This is a genomic window from Rhodoferax sp. PAMC 29310, from assembly GCF_017948265.1.
In the GTDB taxonomy this organism is placed as follows: domain Bacteria; phylum Pseudomonadota; class Gammaproteobacteria; order Burkholderiales; family Burkholderiaceae_C; genus Rhodoferax.
Map to the genome: position 1 here is coordinate 2,709,730 of NZ_CP072852.1, position 15,460 is coordinate 2,725,189.

At 61.7% G+C, this 15,460-nt stretch carries 18 protein-coding genes; 12 read left to right on the top strand and 6 right to left on the bottom strand.

Features of this window, described 5'->3' with window-relative positions; genetic code table 11:
* Positions 1 to 106 precede the first annotated feature (106 nt).
* From J8G15_RS12495 to J8G15_RS12505, 3 genes are all read right to left on the bottom strand, one after another.
* A complete protein-coding gene (locus tag J8G15_RS12495) occupies positions 107 to 1,372 on the bottom strand; it encodes an FIST N-terminal domain-containing protein (protein WP_210542358.1) in 1,266 nt (421 codons plus the stop codon).
* A gap of 22 nt (positions 1,373 to 1,394) precedes the next feature.
* Positions 1,395 to 2,096: a PhaM family polyhydroxyalkanoate granule multifunctional regulatory protein gene (locus J8G15_RS12500; protein WP_210542360.1), complete on the bottom strand. Its 702-nt coding sequence runs from the start codon at positions 2,094 to 2,096 to the stop codon at positions 1,395 to 1,397.
* A gap of 113 nt (positions 2,097 to 2,209) precedes the next feature.
* Positions 2,210 to 2,728 (bottom strand): copper chaperone PCu(A)C, encoded by a 519-nt coding sequence (locus J8G15_RS12505; RefSeq protein ID WP_210542362.1) that lies wholly within the window; start codon positions 2,726 to 2,728, stop codon positions 2,210 to 2,212.
* A 1-nt stretch (position 2,729) separates the two neighbouring features.
* Here J8G15_RS12505 and J8G15_RS12510 point away from each other — a divergent pair, with 1 nt between their 5' ends.
* The gene (locus J8G15_RS12510; RefSeq protein WP_210542364.1) at positions 2,730 to 2,963 is read left to right on the top strand and encodes a hypothetical protein; all 234 of its coding nucleotides are present in this window, start codon (positions 2,730 to 2,732) and stop codon (positions 2,961 to 2,963) included.
* 152 nt (positions 2,964 to 3,115) lie between these two features.
* On the opposite strand, the gene J8G15_RS12515 is transcribed toward J8G15_RS12510, so the two are convergent.
* Complete coding sequence (locus J8G15_RS12515; RefSeq protein WP_210542365.1) at positions 3,116 to 3,475, bottom strand: DUF2946 family protein; 360 nt, start codon at positions 3,473 to 3,475, stop codon at positions 3,116 to 3,118.
* A gap of 114 nt (positions 3,476 to 3,589) precedes the next feature.
* Between J8G15_RS12515 and J8G15_RS12520 the strand changes: the two genes are divergently transcribed.
* Both J8G15_RS12520 and J8G15_RS12525 read left to right on the top strand, forming a co-directional pair.
* Positions 3,590 to 3,943: a TraR/DksA family transcriptional regulator gene (locus tag J8G15_RS12520; RefSeq protein WP_210542366.1), complete on the top strand. Its 354-nt coding sequence runs from the start codon at positions 3,590 to 3,592 to the stop codon at positions 3,941 to 3,943.
* A gap of 40 nt (positions 3,944 to 3,983) precedes the next feature.
* Positions 3,984 to 4,397, top strand: coding sequence for a VOC family protein (locus tag J8G15_RS12525; RefSeq protein ID WP_210542368.1), 414 nt, complete (start codon positions 3,984 to 3,986; stop codon positions 4,395 to 4,397).
* 135 nt (positions 4,398 to 4,532) lie between these two features.
* On the opposite strand, the gene J8G15_RS12530 is transcribed toward J8G15_RS12525, so the two are convergent.
* Complete coding sequence (locus J8G15_RS12530) at positions 4,533 to 5,546, bottom strand: fumarylacetoacetate hydrolase family protein (RefSeq protein ID WP_210542370.1); 1,014 nt, start codon at positions 5,544 to 5,546, stop codon at positions 4,533 to 4,535.
* Positions 5,547 to 5,634: 88 nt separating this feature from the next.
* Between J8G15_RS12530 and J8G15_RS12535 the strand changes: the two genes are divergently transcribed.
* The 4 genes from J8G15_RS12535 (at position 5,635) to purU (ending at position 8,932) form a co-directional block, all read left to right on the top strand.
* A complete protein-coding gene (locus tag J8G15_RS12535; protein ID WP_240538266.1) occupies positions 5,635 to 6,720 on the top strand; it encodes a DUF3108 domain-containing protein in 1,086 nt (361 codons plus the stop codon).
* A gap of 105 nt (positions 6,721 to 6,825) precedes the next feature.
* Complete coding sequence (locus J8G15_RS12540) at positions 6,826 to 7,137, top strand: DUF3567 domain-containing protein (protein ID WP_210542372.1); 312 nt, start codon at positions 6,826 to 6,828, stop codon at positions 7,135 to 7,137.
* Between the two features lie 34 nt (positions 7,138 to 7,171).
* Complete coding sequence (locus J8G15_RS12545) at positions 7,172 to 8,026, top strand: ChaN family lipoprotein (RefSeq protein WP_210542374.1); 855 nt, start codon at positions 7,172 to 7,174, stop codon at positions 8,024 to 8,026.
* A gap of 54 nt (positions 8,027 to 8,080) precedes the next feature.
* Positions 8,081 to 8,932 carry a formyltetrahydrofolate deformylase gene (gene purU, locus J8G15_RS12550; protein WP_210542376.1) on the top strand — a complete coding sequence of 284 codons (852 nt, stop codon included), beginning with the start codon at positions 8,081 to 8,083 and terminating at the stop codon, positions 8,930 to 8,932.
* Between the two features lie 61 nt (positions 8,933 to 8,993).
* On the opposite strand, the gene asd is transcribed toward purU, so the two are convergent.
* Positions 8,994 to 9,842 carry an archaetidylserine decarboxylase gene (asd, locus tag J8G15_RS12555; protein WP_210542379.1) on the bottom strand — a complete coding sequence of 283 codons (849 nt, stop codon included), beginning with the start codon at positions 9,840 to 9,842 and terminating at the stop codon, positions 8,994 to 8,996.
* A 109-nt stretch (positions 9,843 to 9,951) separates the two neighbouring features.
* Between asd and J8G15_RS12560 the strand changes: the two genes are divergently transcribed.
* From J8G15_RS12560 to J8G15_RS12580, 5 genes are all read left to right on the top strand, one after another.
* On the top strand, positions 9,952 to 11,442 hold the full coding sequence (locus J8G15_RS12560) for a carboxypeptidase M32 (RefSeq protein ID WP_210542380.1): 1,491 nt from the start codon (positions 9,952 to 9,954) through the stop codon (positions 11,440 to 11,442).
* Positions 11,443 to 11,479: 37 nt separating this feature from the next.
* Positions 11,480 to 12,367 (top strand): LysR substrate-binding domain-containing protein, encoded by an 888-nt coding sequence (locus J8G15_RS12565; protein ID WP_210542382.1) that lies wholly within the window; start codon positions 11,480 to 11,482, stop codon positions 12,365 to 12,367.
* Positions 12,368 to 12,530: 163 nt separating this feature from the next.
* Positions 12,531 to 14,033: an FAD-linked oxidase C-terminal domain-containing protein gene (locus J8G15_RS12570; protein WP_210542383.1), complete on the top strand. Its 1,503-nt coding sequence runs from the start codon at positions 12,531 to 12,533 to the stop codon at positions 14,031 to 14,033.
* Positions 14,034 to 14,038: 5 nt separating this feature from the next.
* Positions 14,039 to 14,386 carry a CidA/LrgA family protein gene (locus J8G15_RS12575; protein WP_210542384.1) on the top strand — a complete coding sequence of 116 codons (348 nt, stop codon included), beginning with the start codon at positions 14,039 to 14,041 and terminating at the stop codon, positions 14,384 to 14,386.
* On the top strand, positions 14,379 to 15,104 hold the full coding sequence (locus J8G15_RS12580; protein ID WP_210542385.1) for an LrgB family protein: 726 nt from the start codon (positions 14,379 to 14,381) through the stop codon (positions 15,102 to 15,104). The genes J8G15_RS12575 and J8G15_RS12580 overlap by 8 nt, the downstream gene beginning before the upstream one ends.
* Positions 15,105 to 15,460: the final 356 nt, after the last annotated feature.

A 15,460-nucleotide genomic window follows, 5' to 3' on the forward strand; every position in this document is an offset into this window, starting at 1 on the left:
GGTGCGAAAGCGCCTCTGTGTCAATGCGGGCAACCGCCTGCAGAAACGCTATTGATTGAATAGCTGCTCCCGCTCACTGGGCAAGCGCAGCGGGGGCAAAAACCCGTCAACCCGTAAAAACAGTCAACACGCCGGTATAGCCATACAAGTGATTGCGGGCAATTTCACCGGCGGCGAAGAAGCCGACCAGCGGCACATCGCCGAGCGCTCGGCGAATGATTTGCAGCTCCGCACTGGGGCCGCCAAAATGCGGGCCACCCCGGCCGGAACAACTCACATAAATGGCGCCGGCAATGCCACGCGCCGGGTGCGGCATGGCTTCAGCTTCCGAGGCGGCGAGCGCATTCACTGCAGCCAGTGGCATCTCCTCCGGCTCCAGCTCCTCGCGAATCTCAGCGCAAATACGCACCAAGTCAGTCCGGGCCGCCTGCACATTGCGCTGGCAAAACGAGAGTTGCATGCCAATTTCCAGGCGGTCAGACACAGCAATCCCACGCCGTCCGGGGTCCAGGCCAATGATGTGGCGCACGATGACATCGCTGCCAAACCGGCCCATGCGACTCACCCCGCGCCGCTCCGCAATCTGGTCGGCCGGGTGGACCAAGCCAACCAAGGTCGCGCGCACCGCTTCCAGCGCGTGCTCGGGCGCGTCCAGCGACACATTCAACTCTTTCAGCATCAAATCCAGCGCTGGTTCGCCGTCCAGCTCGGTCACCACGTTGTGGTCAGCCGCGGTGATCTTGCGCGCCTTGGACAGCGGCAAGCAGCCCTGCGTGACGCGGGACATCAAGGCAATGCCTTCCCCAAATGCGACGCCACTCAGGCCGCCCTTGAACACGCCACTGGCCGCCCCTTGGCCCTTGATGTTGCCGTCACCGCCGACGGCGAACTGCATGGACTGCCCCCGACTGGCCGACAAACCGCCAAACACGTATCCCGAGTCGGTGCGGCCAGCCATTTCTTCAATGAGTTCACCCAGGTCGTGGGTATTGGCGTCAGCATGAACCAAGGCGGTGTGGGCCTCAAAACCCAGCCCCAGCGGGGCCACGCCAGAAAATACGCGGTATTGGTCGGTGGGCAATTCGCAGAGCATGAGAACCAGCGCGGGCTCGTCAAAGTACTCGGCATTGTTGGCAGCCACGCCAATTCCAACGGTGCCCGACCAGTCAGTGACCTCGGGCAATTCGGCGCTCAGGTGACCCAGAATAGCTTGCGCCTGGTCGGCAAAGTGGTCGGTGATGTAGAGCAAGGCCAAGGTCGGGCTGGACGCATAGGCCGGGGTGCTCATTTGGCCGCGCACTTGCGCCAGCACCAAGCCGGCCGCCATCTCCCACTGGGGGTGCGTGGCGTGGCCGTAGGGAAACAGTTTCATTGATCAGGCGCGGAGAAGCGCGTCAGGATTTTCGGGCAGGTGCCTTGCGGACGGTTTTGCTGGCGGCCTTTTTGACCGGCGCACGGGGTTTGGCCGTGCTCGATGTCTTTTTGGCGGCCTTGGCAGTTTCTTTGGCAAACCCGGCGGCCATGTTCTTGGTCATGTCCATGGCCGTGTGTTTGCCTGCATCTTTCATGGCGCTGGCGGCAATGGTCTGAAACTGCTGGGTCAGCGCACCCCACAACTGCATGGGGTCAATCATGTTGGTCGCGGCCGAGGCCACCGGTTCCGCGGCTTTGCGCACTTTGCGGGCCACATCCTCGGCGTCCGAGGCCACGTCAGCCACGGTTTTGGCCGTGGCGGCGGCTTTTTCAGTGGCTTTTTGCACACCCGAGGCGAGCGTGTCAGCCGCCTTGAGTTTGAAGGCGTTGGCCACATCACCCATGTTGAAGTTCATGCCCTGCAGGGTGGCCAGTGTCATCTTTTGTACTTCCAGCGCCTGCACGGTGGCGCCCAGCGCTTTGGAATTCTGGTCGAGCCAAAAATGCACGGCCTTGAGTTCCTGAATGCGTTTGTCAAGCTCTTCCACATTCAGGGTCGGAGCGATCCAGTTGCCCAGATTGGGCATTTGGGGAACCGTCTCAGTGGCCCCCCGGGCGAGATTCTGGAGAAAGTCAAAACCGGGGACGAATTTGCCGAAACCTGCGCTGGGTGAGTCACTCATGGTCGCTCCAATAGGGTTTATCAAACGGATCAGTTAACAGCTTACCCCAATGTGAGCGCCGTGGCGATCACCTGCCGCCCGGGCAGGACGGGCGTCCTTACCGGCCAACCCGACTACGGAGTCTTTTTGACCGGCGCGGTACCGTGCATGCCATGGTCCATTTTGGTGTCATTGGCGTGCCCCATGTGGGCGGGCGCCTTCGTGGCCACCGGCACCTGCAGCTCGACTTTGCTCTCCACCCCTTTGGCATCCTTGAACACCAGCGTCAGGGGCAGCGTGCTGTCCTTGGTCACCGGTGCCTTCAAGTCCATCAGCATGACGTGGTAGCCGCCAGGCTTGAGTTCGACCGCTTGGCCTGCGGGCAAATCCAGGCCGCCTTGCACCGCGCGCATACGCATGATGTCGCCCTCCATCTTCATTTCATGCACTTCGGCAATGCCTGCCACGGCCGACTCCAGGCGCACCAACTTGGCGCCATCGGCGGCGGTGAGTGTCATGAACGCCCCGGTGGCTTTTTGCCCGGGCACCGTGGCACGGGCCCACGCGCCTTGAATGTCAACCGGCTGGGCCGCGACCGCAGCCAGGCCGCTGGCTGCCAATAATGTGCCGATGAGGAGAGAGGGGAAGTTCATAATGATTCCTGAAAAACGAAAAGTAAAAAGACAACAAAAAGGAGGGCCCGGCATCAATGCGGGTGGACTGGCGGCGCTGCCTCAACCACGTTCACCCATCGGCCTATGCCGCCGGTCAGAGACACATGAGAAAGCGCGCTGGAAGTGCCCACCACCGTGGCAGCCGGGCGCGGCGGCCGACACGGCCTTGAGCATCATGGAAATAGTCATCAGACATTTGGAATTTGGAAAATAAGCGCACGCCACGCACAGACAAGCCACGAACGGTGCGGACCGGAAATGTCGACAAGGCGAAACAAAAAGCCAGCGAGACCGGGCCTCGATGTCAAGCCAAATAGCGGAACAACCCTCGTTAAACCGGCGTTTTCAGCTATTCATTAGAGAGCATCAAGCGCCCCAAGGCGGGCCGCGTGCGGGTGGCGGGCCAGTGCGACTGACCGCTGTCGGTGCCGTTACCAGGGGCAGGGTGTACGCTGCCGTGACGCGCTCGGCGGGCAGCGGGGAGCCGCTCTGTACAAGCGGTGCACCGCCGCCCATAATGCACATGGGGCATTCCAGTGTATGGTTTTTCACCAGGCCACCATCGGCCTCGCCCTGAACCACCAGCTTGACCACTCCGGCGTCCGAACAAATCAATTCCATGACCCGGGGATGAACCACTGGCGAGGCGATGGCTACCCCCAAGGTCAACACAAACCACGCCAGCACGAAGCGGGCGAGATGGTGGGCGTTGCGCAGAAATTGCATGGCCCCGATTATGCGTGAGCACCCCAGTCGGAGTACCCTGACAACTTGACCGTCGTCAAACAATTTCGACGCCAATCAACGCATGATGACCTCAACACACCGAAAGGAAACACCATGACAACACAATCCACCAACCCTTTCAAAGAACGCCTACTCTCTCAACGGGACGGACTGAAAGAACAAATCCAAACCCTGCGCGGCGGTGATATTGGCCGGGCCGAAGCGTCCGCCGAACATTTTGGCGGCCATGAAGACTCCACTGCCCAGACCAACACGGCCCGCGAGCTTGAATTTGCGCTCGACGCCCGTGAGAACGAAGAACTCAACCAAGTTGAAGCGGCCCTGCGTCGCATTGAAGACGGCAGCTACGGCCAGTGCACGGACTGCGGGATTGAGATTCCGTCGGCCCGCCTGCACGCGTCACCGCACGCGTCGCGCTGCATTGCCTGCCAGGAAAAAGTGGAGTGATTTCGCCGGCCGGGGCCGAGTGCCCTGCTATCCTGCTGCCATGAAAAGCGCTTTTCACTTTGCCTTCAATGTCACCCACCTGGATCGGGCCCGTCATTTTTACGGCGATGTACTGGGCTGCGCGGAAGGCCGCAGCACCGCGACCTGGGTTGACTTTGATTTCTTCGGACACCAGCTTTCGCTGCACTTGGGCGAGCCGTTCAAAACGGCCAACACCGGGCACGTCGGCGACCATCTGGTCCCCATGCCCCACTTTGGTCTGGTACTGGCGCTGCCAGACTGGCAAGCCTTGGCCCAGCGGCTGGAAACATCAAAGATTGATTTTGTCTTGCGGCCCCAGGTGCGCTTTGAAGGTGAGCCCGGTGAGCAATGGACCATGTTTTTCCGCGACCCGTGCGGCAATCCGATTGAGATCAAGGGGTTTCGCTCACTGAGCGCTGTCTACGCGACCTGACTCCAGCGCGCAACTCTAATTACATTCAGCGGGTGGTGGGCCTGATGCTGGTCGCCCTGTCAATAGAAATGATGCTGCGCGGCCTGCGGACGTTCGTCAAGCAGGCTCATGGGCGCCTGAAGCGCCCATTTCCCTTCAGCTTTGACCCACCACCAGCGGTGGCGGGGCGATTTCCTGCTCAATGGCGCCAAACACACTCAAGCCATCGCGCCCTTTCATCTCAATGTGAATGGTGTCGCCGTACTTCATAAAGTCAGTTGTCGCTTTGCCGCCCTGAATGGTCTCGATGGCGCGCTTTTCGGCAATGCAGCTGTATCCCCGGCTCCAGTCCTTGTTGCTGACCGTGCCCGAACCAACAATGCTGCCGGCCCGCACATTGCGGGTTTTGCACAGGTGGGAAATGAGTTGCCCGAAGTGAAACGTCATCTCCGGCCCGGCATCACAGCGGCCGACCTTGCGCCCATTCCAGGTGCTTTGCAGCATCAGGTTCAGCCGGCCTTTGTCCCAGGCGCTTTCGCCACCCGTCGTGAATTCGTCCAGCGTCACAGCCACCGGGCTGAACGCGGTGGCGGGTTTGCTCTGCAAGAAACCAAATCCTTTGCCCAGCTCGCCCGGTATCAGGTGGCGCAGACTCACGTCGTTGGCCAGCATGACCAGCCGGATACCGTCCAGCGCCTGCTCCGGCGTGGCGCCCATGCGCACATCGCCGGTGATCACAGCCACCTCGGCTTCAAAGTCAATGCCAAAGGACTCGCTGGCGCACACTACGTCGTTGCAGGCGCCCAGAAAATCGTCGCTGCCACCTTGGTACATCAAGGGGTCGGTATAGAAGCTGGGCGGCATTTCAGCCCCGCGCGCCTGGCGGACCAACTCGACGTGGTTGATATAAGCCGAGCCGTCGGCCCACTGGTAAGCCCGGGGCAGCGGTGCCATGCATTGTTTGGGGTCAAACGAAAAAGCATGACGCGGCTTGCCGTGATTTAGCGTGTCATACAGGTCTTGCAACTGGGGCGACATGAAGTTCCAGTCGTCCAGAACCTGCTGGAGGCGATTGGCAATGCCCGAGGCGTAGTGAGCGGTACTGAGGTCACGCGAGACAACGATCAACTGACCGTCACGTGAACCGTCTTTGTAAGTGGCAAGTTTCATAGGGAAATGGCGTGGGTTCCAGCGTGCGGACCGGCCAAACGCCGTGCAAGTGGGGTGTTGGTAAACTGGGCCGGATCATCATACCGCTGTGCCCCATGCCCACTCTGGCCGCTCTATTCACCCCTTTCCTCGCGACGCTTTCGCAGCGCAGGCCATGACGCCGGGCCTGCCTGCCAAAGGGTTGGCCGCGCTCACGGCGGCGGTGGTCGCCGCGCATTGGGCTCTGTTGCAGGCCGGCACGCTGTCGTTGGGGGTCAGCGCCCCCGCTGCGGTCGAGCCTGCACGCGCCTTTGTGACCCGCACTTTGACCCCCGTTTTGGCTCCTGCTACCGCGCCCGCAGCCAATCCCGCACCGGTGAAGCCGATCGCCCGCACCCCGCGCGCACCTGCGCCTGTCGCGGCACTTCCGGCCGCCCCATTGGCACCCGCCAGCCCAGTGCCGGAGCCCGTGGTGGTGGCCGCCGCGCCGCCACCCGAAAGTCCCGCCGCCCCAGCGCCGTCAACGGCGGCCTCAGAAGACGCCACACCGGTTCCCAGTGCAGCCACCGTGCCGGGCTCGGCCCTGCTGCGCTACGAGGTGTCCTCCAATAAACTGCCATTTACCGTGAATGGCATTTTCAAATGGCAGCAAGACGGCAGCACCTACGAGGCCCAACTGTCTTACAGCGCCTTTGGCTTTTCGCGCAGCCAAACCAGCCGGGGTGCCGTAAGAAGCACTGGCTTGGCCCCAGAACGCTTTGCCGACAAGCTCCGCAACGAGGTGGCCGCCCACTTCAACCACACGGCTGGCAAGGTCACCTTCAGCGCCAACACGCCGGATGTGGCCCTGCTAAACGGCGCGCAGGACCGATTGAGCGTCCTGGTTCAACTCGGCGCCCAGATTGCCGCTGCCCCTGACCGTTACCCCGAGGGCACCACGGTGTCCTTCCAGACCATTGGCCCCCGGGATGCCGCCATCTGGCTCTTCACGGTGCAGGCGCCAGAAACTGTGACCCTGCCCGGTGGCGAATTGCAAGCCCTGAAACTGGTTAGCAACCCGCGCCAGGACTATGACCAGAAGGTCGAACTGTGGCTGGCGCCGGCTTTGGGCTACCTGCCGGCACGCATCCGCATCACGGAACGCAATGGAGACGCCATCGACCAAAAGTGGTTGGCTACCGAATTGCCCAGTTGACGCCCTGCGAATAGGCCGGGCGCTCTCAGATAGAAAGGTCTGCCCTTGAAATCAGTCCCCCATGCAACCAACTGTGTTCAAGCAATGATTGAGGGATAATTCACCATGCAAACGCTCTACGACTCTGACACCTATTCTGTGACGCATATGCTGGCCAACGCGGTCGCGGCAGACGCCTCCACTGAGGCGGGCAGCAAAATGGCCGATGCAGCCCCCCGGATTCCCACCCTGGCCCGTCACGGCTTTGAAATTGTGGACAAACGCTCGGGCAAAGAGGTGTACCTCGACGGCTCCTGGGCTGAATTGTTTCAACAACACATCTCGGCTTGGCAAGAAAACACCCCCACCCAGGAAGAAGTGGAAGACACGCTGGAACGGTACGCCGAATTGGCGCAAAACCCCGTCGTCGTGCACTGATCCTGCAACTTTCAACCAGGCAGCGAGCCCTTTGATGTTCCGCGCTCGCCTTGGAGTCTGGTTCGCAGCGCTCAGCTTGGTGGCTTGCACGACCCCACCTCACCTGCCGACTGCGCCGGACGCATTCAACTACAGCGCGCAACTTGAGCAGCTTTTGCCCACCGACGTGCTGATCTTGGGCGAGCAGCACGACGTCGCCCACCACCAACGCATTCATCTCGCTGTGGTTCAACGCTTGGCACACAGCCAACGTTTGGGTTCGCTTGCGCTGGAAATGGCCGATGAAGGCAACAGCACCAAAGAGTTGAACCGGCACGCCAGCGAAGCCGAAGTTCGGGCGGCCCTGCAATGGCAAGACGACGCTTGGCCGTGGTCGGCCTACGGCCCAGCTGTCATGGCCGCCGTGCGCACGGGCGTGTTGGTGGCAGGGGCCAACCTACCCGCGGCCCGCCTTCGGGAGGCCATGGCCAACCCAAGGCTTGACGGGTTGTTGCGCGGACCCGCTCTGAAAGCGCAGCAACAAGCCATTCGCATCGGGCACTGCAATTTATTGCCAGAAAGCCAGATTGCCCCCATGACACGGGTGCAAATTGCGCGCGACGTCAGCATGGCGCAAACAGTGGCCTCGCTGGCACAAACCGACAAGACTGTGCTGCTGTTGGCGGGCAATGGCCATGCCGATCAATCAGTCGGAGTGCCACTGCAACTACCACCCACTTTAAAGGTAAAGACGGTACTTCTCAGCGCAGATAAAGCGCAGGCAGCTATTCATTCAATAGCTAATTTCAGCCAAATATGGGCCACGGATGCCGCCCCGCCGACCGACTACTGCGCAGACTTTGAAGCCAACCGCTCCCCATCGGGGCCGCCCGCCGTCAAAACGCCCTGAGCCGGCGGCCGGGCTACCCCAAATCGCCCCATCAAGCGGCGACAATTCACCCCTATGACCACAACTGCCTACATTCTTACCCTGTCCTGCCAGGACCGTTTGGGCCTGGTGCACGCGGTTTCCGGCTTTCTGCTGGACCGCGGCGCCAACATCGAAGAAGCCGCCCAGTACAACGACCACGACACCTGCCTGTTTTTCATGCGCATTCAGTTCGCCTGCGAGCAGACTGACGCCGAAGCTTTGAAAGCCCAGTGGGCAGCTTTTTCACAGCCCTACATCATGGACTGGAACCTGCACACACGCAGCCAGCCCATGCGTGCCGTGATCATGGTCAGCAAAGACGGGCACTGCCTGAACGACTTGTTGTTTCGTTGGAAAACCGGCTTGCTGCCGCTGGACATTCGGGCCATCGTCTCGAACCACCGCGAGTTCTACCAACTGGCCGCCAGCTACAACGTGCCGTTTCACCATATTCCGGTCACCACTGCCACCAAGGCGCAGGCCGAAGCCAAGCAGTACGAGATCATTGAAAACGAAGGGGCCGAACTGGTGGTGCTGGCGCGCTACATGCAAGTATTGAGCGACGACCTGTGTCGGAAATTGGCAGGTCGGGCCATCAACATCCACCACTCGTTTCTGCCCAGCTTCAAGGGCGCGAAGCCCTATTACCAGGCGCACGACCGCGGTGTGAAACTGATTGGCGCCACGGCCCACTATGTCACGGCCGACTTGGACGAAGGCCCCATCATCGAGCAAGACGTGGCCAGGGTGGACCACAGCAAATCCGTGGAAGACCTGACCACCCTGGGACGGGACACCGAGAGCCAGGTGCTGGCCCGCGCCGTGAAGTGGCACAGCGAGCACCGGGTGCTGATCAACGGTCACAAGACCGTGATCTTCAAATAAGCACCCAGCGCAAACGCTGAGGATTCATGGCGCCGCGCTGGCCGCCATAGACAGGGGTGGCTTACGCGCCCAGTTGCGCCATTTCTTCACCCAGACGAATGGCACCATTGGGCGTCCACGCCACGCTGAACTGCAGGGGGCTCTTGGGAAACAGCATGACGACGGTGGAGCCTAGCAAAAAACGCCCCATCTCCTGGCCCTGCTTCAATTCAATGCTCTGATCTTCATAGCGCCATTCGCGTATTTCACCGGGGCGGGGCGGGTTGACCACACCGTGCCACACGGTGGCCATGCTGCCCACAATGGTGGCGCCCACCAGCACCAGCACAAACGGGCCTCGGGCCGACTCAAACACGCACACCACCCGCTCGTTGCGGGCAAACAGGCCCGGTACACCGCGCGCTGTGGTCGGGTTCACCGAAAACAGGTCGCCGGGCACGTAAATCATGCGCGTCAGGCGGCCATCGCAGGGCATGTGAATGCGGTGGTAGTCACGCGGGCTCAAGTACAGAGTGGCAAAGTGGCCGTCATCGAACCTGGCCGCCAACTCGGCGTCGCCACCCACCAGCGCACGGCTGGAGTACTGGTGGCCCTTGGCCTGGTAAATCTGGTCGCGCTGCATGGCGCCAAACTGGCTGATGGCGCCGTCCACCGGGCAAATCAGGTCAGCCGGGGCCAAGGGCCGCACCTCGGGCTTCAGTGCGCGGGTGAAAAATTCGTTGAGGGTGGCGTAACTTGCCACATCCGGGTTCGCGGCCTCGGCCATGTTCACGTTGTAGCGTTTGACAAACCACTCGATCAGGCGTGTCGTCCACTGCCCGGCTCGGGCGTTGGCAATGCGACCGGCCAGAGCGGTCAGGGCTTGTTTGGGAATCAGGTACTGAGGCAGCACGGCAAGGCGGTCGGACATAAGGGCTACCAGTGTGAAGAGTGGGCGGCATTGTACCCAGCGCCCTAGGGCGGACGGTGCAACAATGGTCCGCTGACGAGCCTTCAACTTGACCGATTGGACCCGCCCCATGAGCACCAGCGCCTACGCCGCTTTGATCGACACCTTCACCCGGCTGTACCGCTACCAGCACCTGGGCGCCTTTTTGGGCTGGGACCAGGCCGCGATGATGCCGGCCAAGGGCAACGAAGCACGCGGAACAGCTTTGGCGGAACTGCAGATTTTGTTGCACAAAACGTTAACCGACGCTGCCCTGCCCCCGCTGTTGGCTCAAGCCAAGGACGAGGCGCTGGACGATGACCAACAAGCCAGCCTGCGCGAGATGAACCGCGACTGGGCGCTGGCCAACCTGCTGCCCTCTCGTCTTGTCGAAGCCCAGGCACTGGCCGGCTCGCGCTGTGAGCACGCCTGGCGCACCCAGCGCAAAGAAAACGACTGGCAAGGCTTTTTGGGCAACTTCCGCGAGGTGCTCACGCTGTCCCGCGAAGAGGCTCAGACCTTGTCGCAGGCGCAAGGGGTCAGCCCCTATGACGCGCTGATGGCCAAGTTTGAGCCCGGCACCCGCAGTGCGGACATTGACACCATCTTTGGCGACGTGAAGACCTGGCTGCCCGACCTGATTCGCCAGGTGCGAGAAAAGCAATCCGCCGAGTCGGTGATCACACCGAAGGGGCCGTTTCCCATCGAGCGCCAGCGCGCCTTGGGCGAAGAGATCATGGGCGTGCTCGGCTTTGACTTTGAAGCCGGCCGCCTGGACATCTCCACCCACCCGTTTTGCGGCGGCGTGGCCGAAGACGTGCGCATCACCACCCGCTACAGCACGGACGATTTCATGCAAAGCATGATGGGCATTGTTCACGAGTCCGGCCATGCGCGTTACGAACAAGGCTTGCCCAGAGGCACCGCGCATTTGCCCATCGGGCGGGCACGCTCCATGGGCATTCATGAAAGCCAGAGTCTGTCGTTTGAAATGCAGCTGGGCTGCAGCCCGGCCTTTCTGAGCCTGATCGCCCCGCTGGTGAGCAAGCACCTAGGCGCACAAGACGCCTTTGCGCCCGAGAATCTGGCCCGCCTGTACACCCGCGTGCGCCCCGGTTTTATTCGCGTGGACGCCGACGAGCTCACCTATCCGGCCCACATCATTCTTCGCTATGAGATTGAGCGTGCCCTGATTAACGGCGAGATCAAGGCGGACGACATTCCTGCCCTGTGGGCTGAAAAGATGAAGCAGTACCTGGGCGTGGACACGCTGGGCAACGACCGCCAAGGCTGTCTGCAAGACATTCACTGGACCGGGGGCAGCTTTGGCTACTTTCCGAGCTACACCCTGGGCGCCATGTACGCCGCGCAGTATTTCGCCACCCTGCGCCAGACCCAGCCGGACCTGGACGCGCAAGTGGCCGGCGGCAACCTCGCTCCCATCTTCGACTGGCTGAAGACCAACATCTGGCAGCAGGCCAGCCGCTGGGAAACGCCAGAACTGGTGCGCCGCGCCACCGGCGAAGCCCTCAACCCCCGTCATTTCCGAGCCCATCTGGAGCAGCGCTACTTGCAAGGCTGAGCGCCCCAAGGCTCGCCTACGGTGTAACAATGCCCGCATGACCGCCGCCCGCATTCCCCCGATTCAGTGTCTGCTCACCTTTGAGGCACTGGCCCGACTGCGCAGCGTGACGCAGACCTCCGAGGAGATGTGTGTCACGCCCAGCGCGGTCAGTCACCGGGTGAAGCAGCTGGAGCAGATCATTGGCACCAAACTGTTTGGCCGGGCCGACTTTTCGCTCACCGTGGAGGGCAGCGAGTACCTAGCCCACGTGCGCGAAGGGCTGGCCATGCTGCAAAAGTTTCCCAGCTCGGCGGCAGCCCCCGGCAAGCGCAAGCTGCGCCTGGCCGTCACCCCCACCTTTGCGCGCTCGATCCTGATCCCGCGCCTGCGCCAGTTCACCGAGGCCTACCCCGAGATTGACCTCACGCTGCAGGTCTCCATTCCGCTGCTCGACGTGGTGGCCGAAGACGCCGATTTGATGGTGCGCTTTGGCACCGGGCGCTATGCCGACATGGAACACGTGTGCCTGATGAAGGACGAGGTCACGCCGCTGGCCTCGCCCGCCTTTGTGCGTGAGCACGGCCCGTTTTTGGTGGCCGAAGACCTGGAGGGCGAAAGCCTGCTGCGCAGTCCGCTGGAACCCTGGCGCAGCTGGTTTGCCGCCCACCATCTGGATTGGCCGGAGCCAATCGACGGCTCGCAGTTCAATGACATTGGTCTGATGTGCGACGCGGCGGCCGCTGGCATGGGCGTGGCGCTGGTGCGCCTGAAGCTGGGCGCGCCATGGCTGGAGCGTGGTTCATTGGTGCGACTGGGTAGCAACACGGTTTTCGGTGGCAACGTGCCCAGCCCGCACGCCCACTACCTGTGCTGGCGCACCGGCATGATGGACCGCTGGGAATGCGCCGCCTTTGCCGACTGGCTGAAAAAGAGCATTGGCTAGATATTTACATCAAATAGGCCTGCAGCGATTATTCCACCTGCGGGAGCAGCTATTATTTTGAGAGCATTGTTTTTTTCAACCGTGTTGTCAAAATTGCTCAAACCCTTTGAGATCGCTTGGCCCTACAGTCAAGGGGTGTCATTAACCAAGAGACGAGATCGCCATGAGTGAGAACCCCACCTCTGAACAACAGGCTCTGCTGGAAAAAGCCGAGCGGCAAGCGCAAGTCGTCAAGGCGCTAGAGGCCTTTATGCCTGTCCACGCCCTGCTGTGGCACCGGGAAGACACCACGCCCTATGAATGCGACGGCCTCACCGCCTACCGCCAACGCCCGCTGGTGGTGGCCTTGCCTGAAACGCTGGAGCAAGTGCAAGGCGTGCTGCGCACCTGCTTCGCCCTGGACATTCCCGTGGTCGCCCGGGGCGCGGGCACCGGCTTGTCGGGTGGCGCCATGCCGCACCAGCTGGGCGTGACACTGTCACTGTCCAAGTTCAACAAGATTTTGAAGATGGACAAATCCAGCCGCACAGCCGTGGTGCAGTGTGGCGTGCGCAACCTGGCCATCAGTGAGTCGGCGGCCCCACTGGGCTTGTACTACGCACCCGACCCATCGAGCCAGATTGCCTGCACGATTGGCGGCAACATTGCCGAGAACTCCGGCGGCGTTCACTGCCTGAAGTATGGGCTCACACTGCACAACATCCTGCACATCAAAGGCTTCACCATGGCCGGCGAGCCGGTGGAGTTCGGATCATTGGCGCTGGACGCGCCGGGGCTGGACCTGATCAGCGTCGTGATTGGTTCTGAGGGCATGCTGGCCATTGCCACCGAAATCACCGTCAAGCTGGTGCCCAAGCCGCAGCTGGCGCGTTGCATCATGGCCAGCTTTGATGACATCCGCAAAGCGGGCAACGCCGTCGCCTCGGTGATTGCCGAGGGCATCATCCCGGCCGGGCTGGAGATGATGGACAAGCCCATGACCGCCGCCGTGGAAGACTATGTGCACGCCGGTTACGACCTAAATGCCGAGGCCATTTTGCTGTGTGAAAGCGACGGCACCCCGGAAGAGGTGGAGGAAGAAATTGGTCGCATGAGCGATGTGCTGACGCGTTGCGGCGCCACCGCCATTTCCGTGAGCCGCGACGAGGCCGAGCGTTTGCGCTTCTGGAGCGGGCGCAAAAATGCATTCCCGGCGAGCGGGCGCATCAGCCCGGACTACATGTGCATGGACTCCACCATCCCCCGCAAGCGCCTGGCCGACATTCTGCTGGCGATTCAGGAGATGGAGAAGAAATACGAGCTGCGCTGCGCCAACGTGTTTCACGCCGGCGACGGCAACCTGCACCCGCTGATTTTGTTTGACGCGAATGACGCCGACCAATTGCACCGCTGCGAATTGTTTGGCGCAGAAATCATGGAAACCAGCGTGGCCATGGGCGGCACCATCACCGGCGAGCATGGCGTGGGCGTTGAAAAGCTCAACTCCATGTGTGTCCAGTTCTCGGCCCCCGAGAACGAACAAATGTTCGGTGTCAAACGCGCCTTTGACCCCAAAGGCCTGCTCAACCCCGGCAAGGTGATTCCGACCCTGAACCGCTGCGCCGAATACGGCCAGATGCTGGTGCGGGGCGGAAAAATCCAACACCCGGACCTGCCCCGGTTCTAGGGACGATGGACGGCCTGCGCGGTCTGGCCTGGCTGCTGGCACTTCAGTCAGTCGGCGAATTGTTGGCCCGCGCCTTCAGTCTGCCTTTTCCCGGCCCGGTGGTGGGCATGCTCTTGCTGCTGCTCGCCTTGCGGTGGCCTGTGGTGCGCGCGCCCGTGGCGGCCTGTGCCCAATTCCTGCTGTCCCACCTCTCGCTGTTGTTTGTGCCGGTCGGCGTGGGCGTGATGACTCACTTGGGCTTATTGAGCCAATACGGGGTGCGCATGCTGGTGGTCATCGTGCTGTCCACCTGGATCGGATTGGCCGTGACGGCCCTGGTGCTGCACAAAACTCGCAAGCCACACCATGACTGACTTTGTCGAACTGTGGGTGTATCTCTCCGCCACGCCCCTGTTTGGCTTGACGGCCACACTCGTGGTTTACGTGCTGGCGCAAGGCGTGTATGCCCATTTTCAGCAGGCCCCATGGGCCAACCCGGTCTTGTGGAGTGTGGTGGCGCTGGCCACCGTGCTGCTGTCCACGGGCGTGAGCTACCCCACTTATTTTGCGGGCGCCCAGTTCATTCATTTTTTATTGGGCCCCGCCGTCGTGGCGCTGGCCTGGCCCCTGTGGGAGCGCCGGGTGGAGTTGCGCCAACGCTGGGGCGGCATCTTGCTGGCGGCATTGGCGGGAGGCACGGCGGCAAGCGCCTCGGCAGTGGCGCTAGGCTGGGCGTTTGGCCTGCCCTTTGAGGTGGTCTTGTCGCTGGCACCCAAATCTGTCACCGCCCCGGTGGCCATGGGCATTGCCGACAAAATTGGGGGCATTCCGGCACTGGCGGCGGTGTTTGCCGTGGTCACCGGCATGGTGGGCGCGTTGAGCGGCAAGTACTTGTTTAAATGGCTGGGGCTGCCCACCGACGCGCCCGGTTGGCGGGCCCGTGGTTTTGCGCTGGGCACAGCCGCGCATGGCATTGGCGCCGCACGCGCCCTGCAAGTCAACGCGGACGCCGGCGCCTACGCCGGCCTGGCACTGGGCCTGCAAGTGGTGCTTGCCTCCTTGCTCATGCCCCTGATTTTCCGGCTGCTCTAAGGAAGGTCTGAATAACTCGCGGCCAATCGGCGTCGCAAGTCACTGATTTTCAAATGATGAGATTTCACGATAAATCCGCTGCCAGTTGATCATTTTGCGGTTGGTTTGACCGCCTTTGGCGCTTTGCAGGGCGCGGGCCCTGCTTTCAGGCGCACTCATGCCCAAACTTCTATCGGTCCAGCCATCCAGGCCGGACTTTGAGCGCAGATCTCCCACTTAAAAAATTGTTTCGGTTTGCGCGCCCACTTCTCGATATCTGGGCGACATAGACCACTCCCCCTTAGTAAATCGTTCCGATATCGTGAGCGCACATGCTGGCGGGGTGCGTCCTCTGCTTTTTCACCTGGACTGGAAGA

Coding starts and splice junctions, on each gene's coding strand:
- J8G15_RS12495 (WP_210542358.1), bottom strand. CDS start 1,372: ATGAAACTGTTTCCCTACGGCCACGCCACGCACCCCCAGTGGGAGATG.
- J8G15_RS12500 (WP_210542360.1), bottom strand. CDS start 2,096: ATGAGTGACTCACCCAGCGCAGGTTTCGGCAAATTCGTCCCCGGTTTT.
- J8G15_RS12505 (WP_210542362.1), bottom strand. CDS start 2,728: ATGAACTTCCCCTCTCTCCTCATCGGCACATTATTGGCAGCCAGCGGC.
- J8G15_RS12510 (WP_210542364.1), top strand. CDS start 2,730: ATGATTCCTGAAAAACGAAAAGTAAAAAGACAACAAAAAGGAGGGCCC.
- J8G15_RS12515 (WP_210542365.1), bottom strand. CDS start 3,475: ATGCAATTTCTGCGCAACGCCCACCATCTCGCCCGCTTCGTGCTGGCG.
- J8G15_RS12520 (WP_210542366.1), top strand. CDS start 3,590: ATGACAACACAATCCACCAACCCTTTCAAAGAACGCCTACTCTCTCAA.
- J8G15_RS12525 (WP_210542368.1), top strand. CDS start 3,984: ATGAAAAGCGCTTTTCACTTTGCCTTCAATGTCACCCACCTGGATCGG.
- J8G15_RS12530 (WP_210542370.1), bottom strand. CDS start 5,546: ATGAAACTTGCCACTTACAAAGACGGTTCACGTGACGGTCAGTTGATC.
- J8G15_RS12540 (WP_210542372.1), top strand. CDS start 6,826: ATGCAAACGCTCTACGACTCTGACACCTATTCTGTGACGCATATGCTG.
- J8G15_RS12545 (WP_210542374.1), top strand. CDS start 7,172: ATGTTCCGCGCTCGCCTTGGAGTCTGGTTCGCAGCGCTCAGCTTGGTG.
- purU (WP_210542376.1), top strand. CDS start 8,081: ATGACCACAACTGCCTACATTCTTACCCTGTCCTGCCAGGACCGTTTG.
- asd (WP_210542379.1), bottom strand. CDS start 9,842: ATGTCCGACCGCCTTGCCGTGCTGCCTCAGTACCTGATTCCCAAACAA.
- J8G15_RS12560 (WP_210542380.1), top strand. CDS start 9,952: ATGAGCACCAGCGCCTACGCCGCTTTGATCGACACCTTCACCCGGCTG.
- J8G15_RS12565 (WP_210542382.1), top strand. CDS start 11,480: ATGACCGCCGCCCGCATTCCCCCGATTCAGTGTCTGCTCACCTTTGAG.
- J8G15_RS12570 (WP_210542383.1), top strand. CDS start 12,531: ATGAGTGAGAACCCCACCTCTGAACAACAGGCTCTGCTGGAAAAAGCC.
- J8G15_RS12575 (WP_210542384.1), top strand. CDS start 14,039: ATGGACGGCCTGCGCGGTCTGGCCTGGCTGCTGGCACTTCAGTCAGTC.
- J8G15_RS12580 (WP_210542385.1), top strand. CDS start 14,379: ATGACTGACTTTGTCGAACTGTGGGTGTATCTCTCCGCCACGCCCCTG.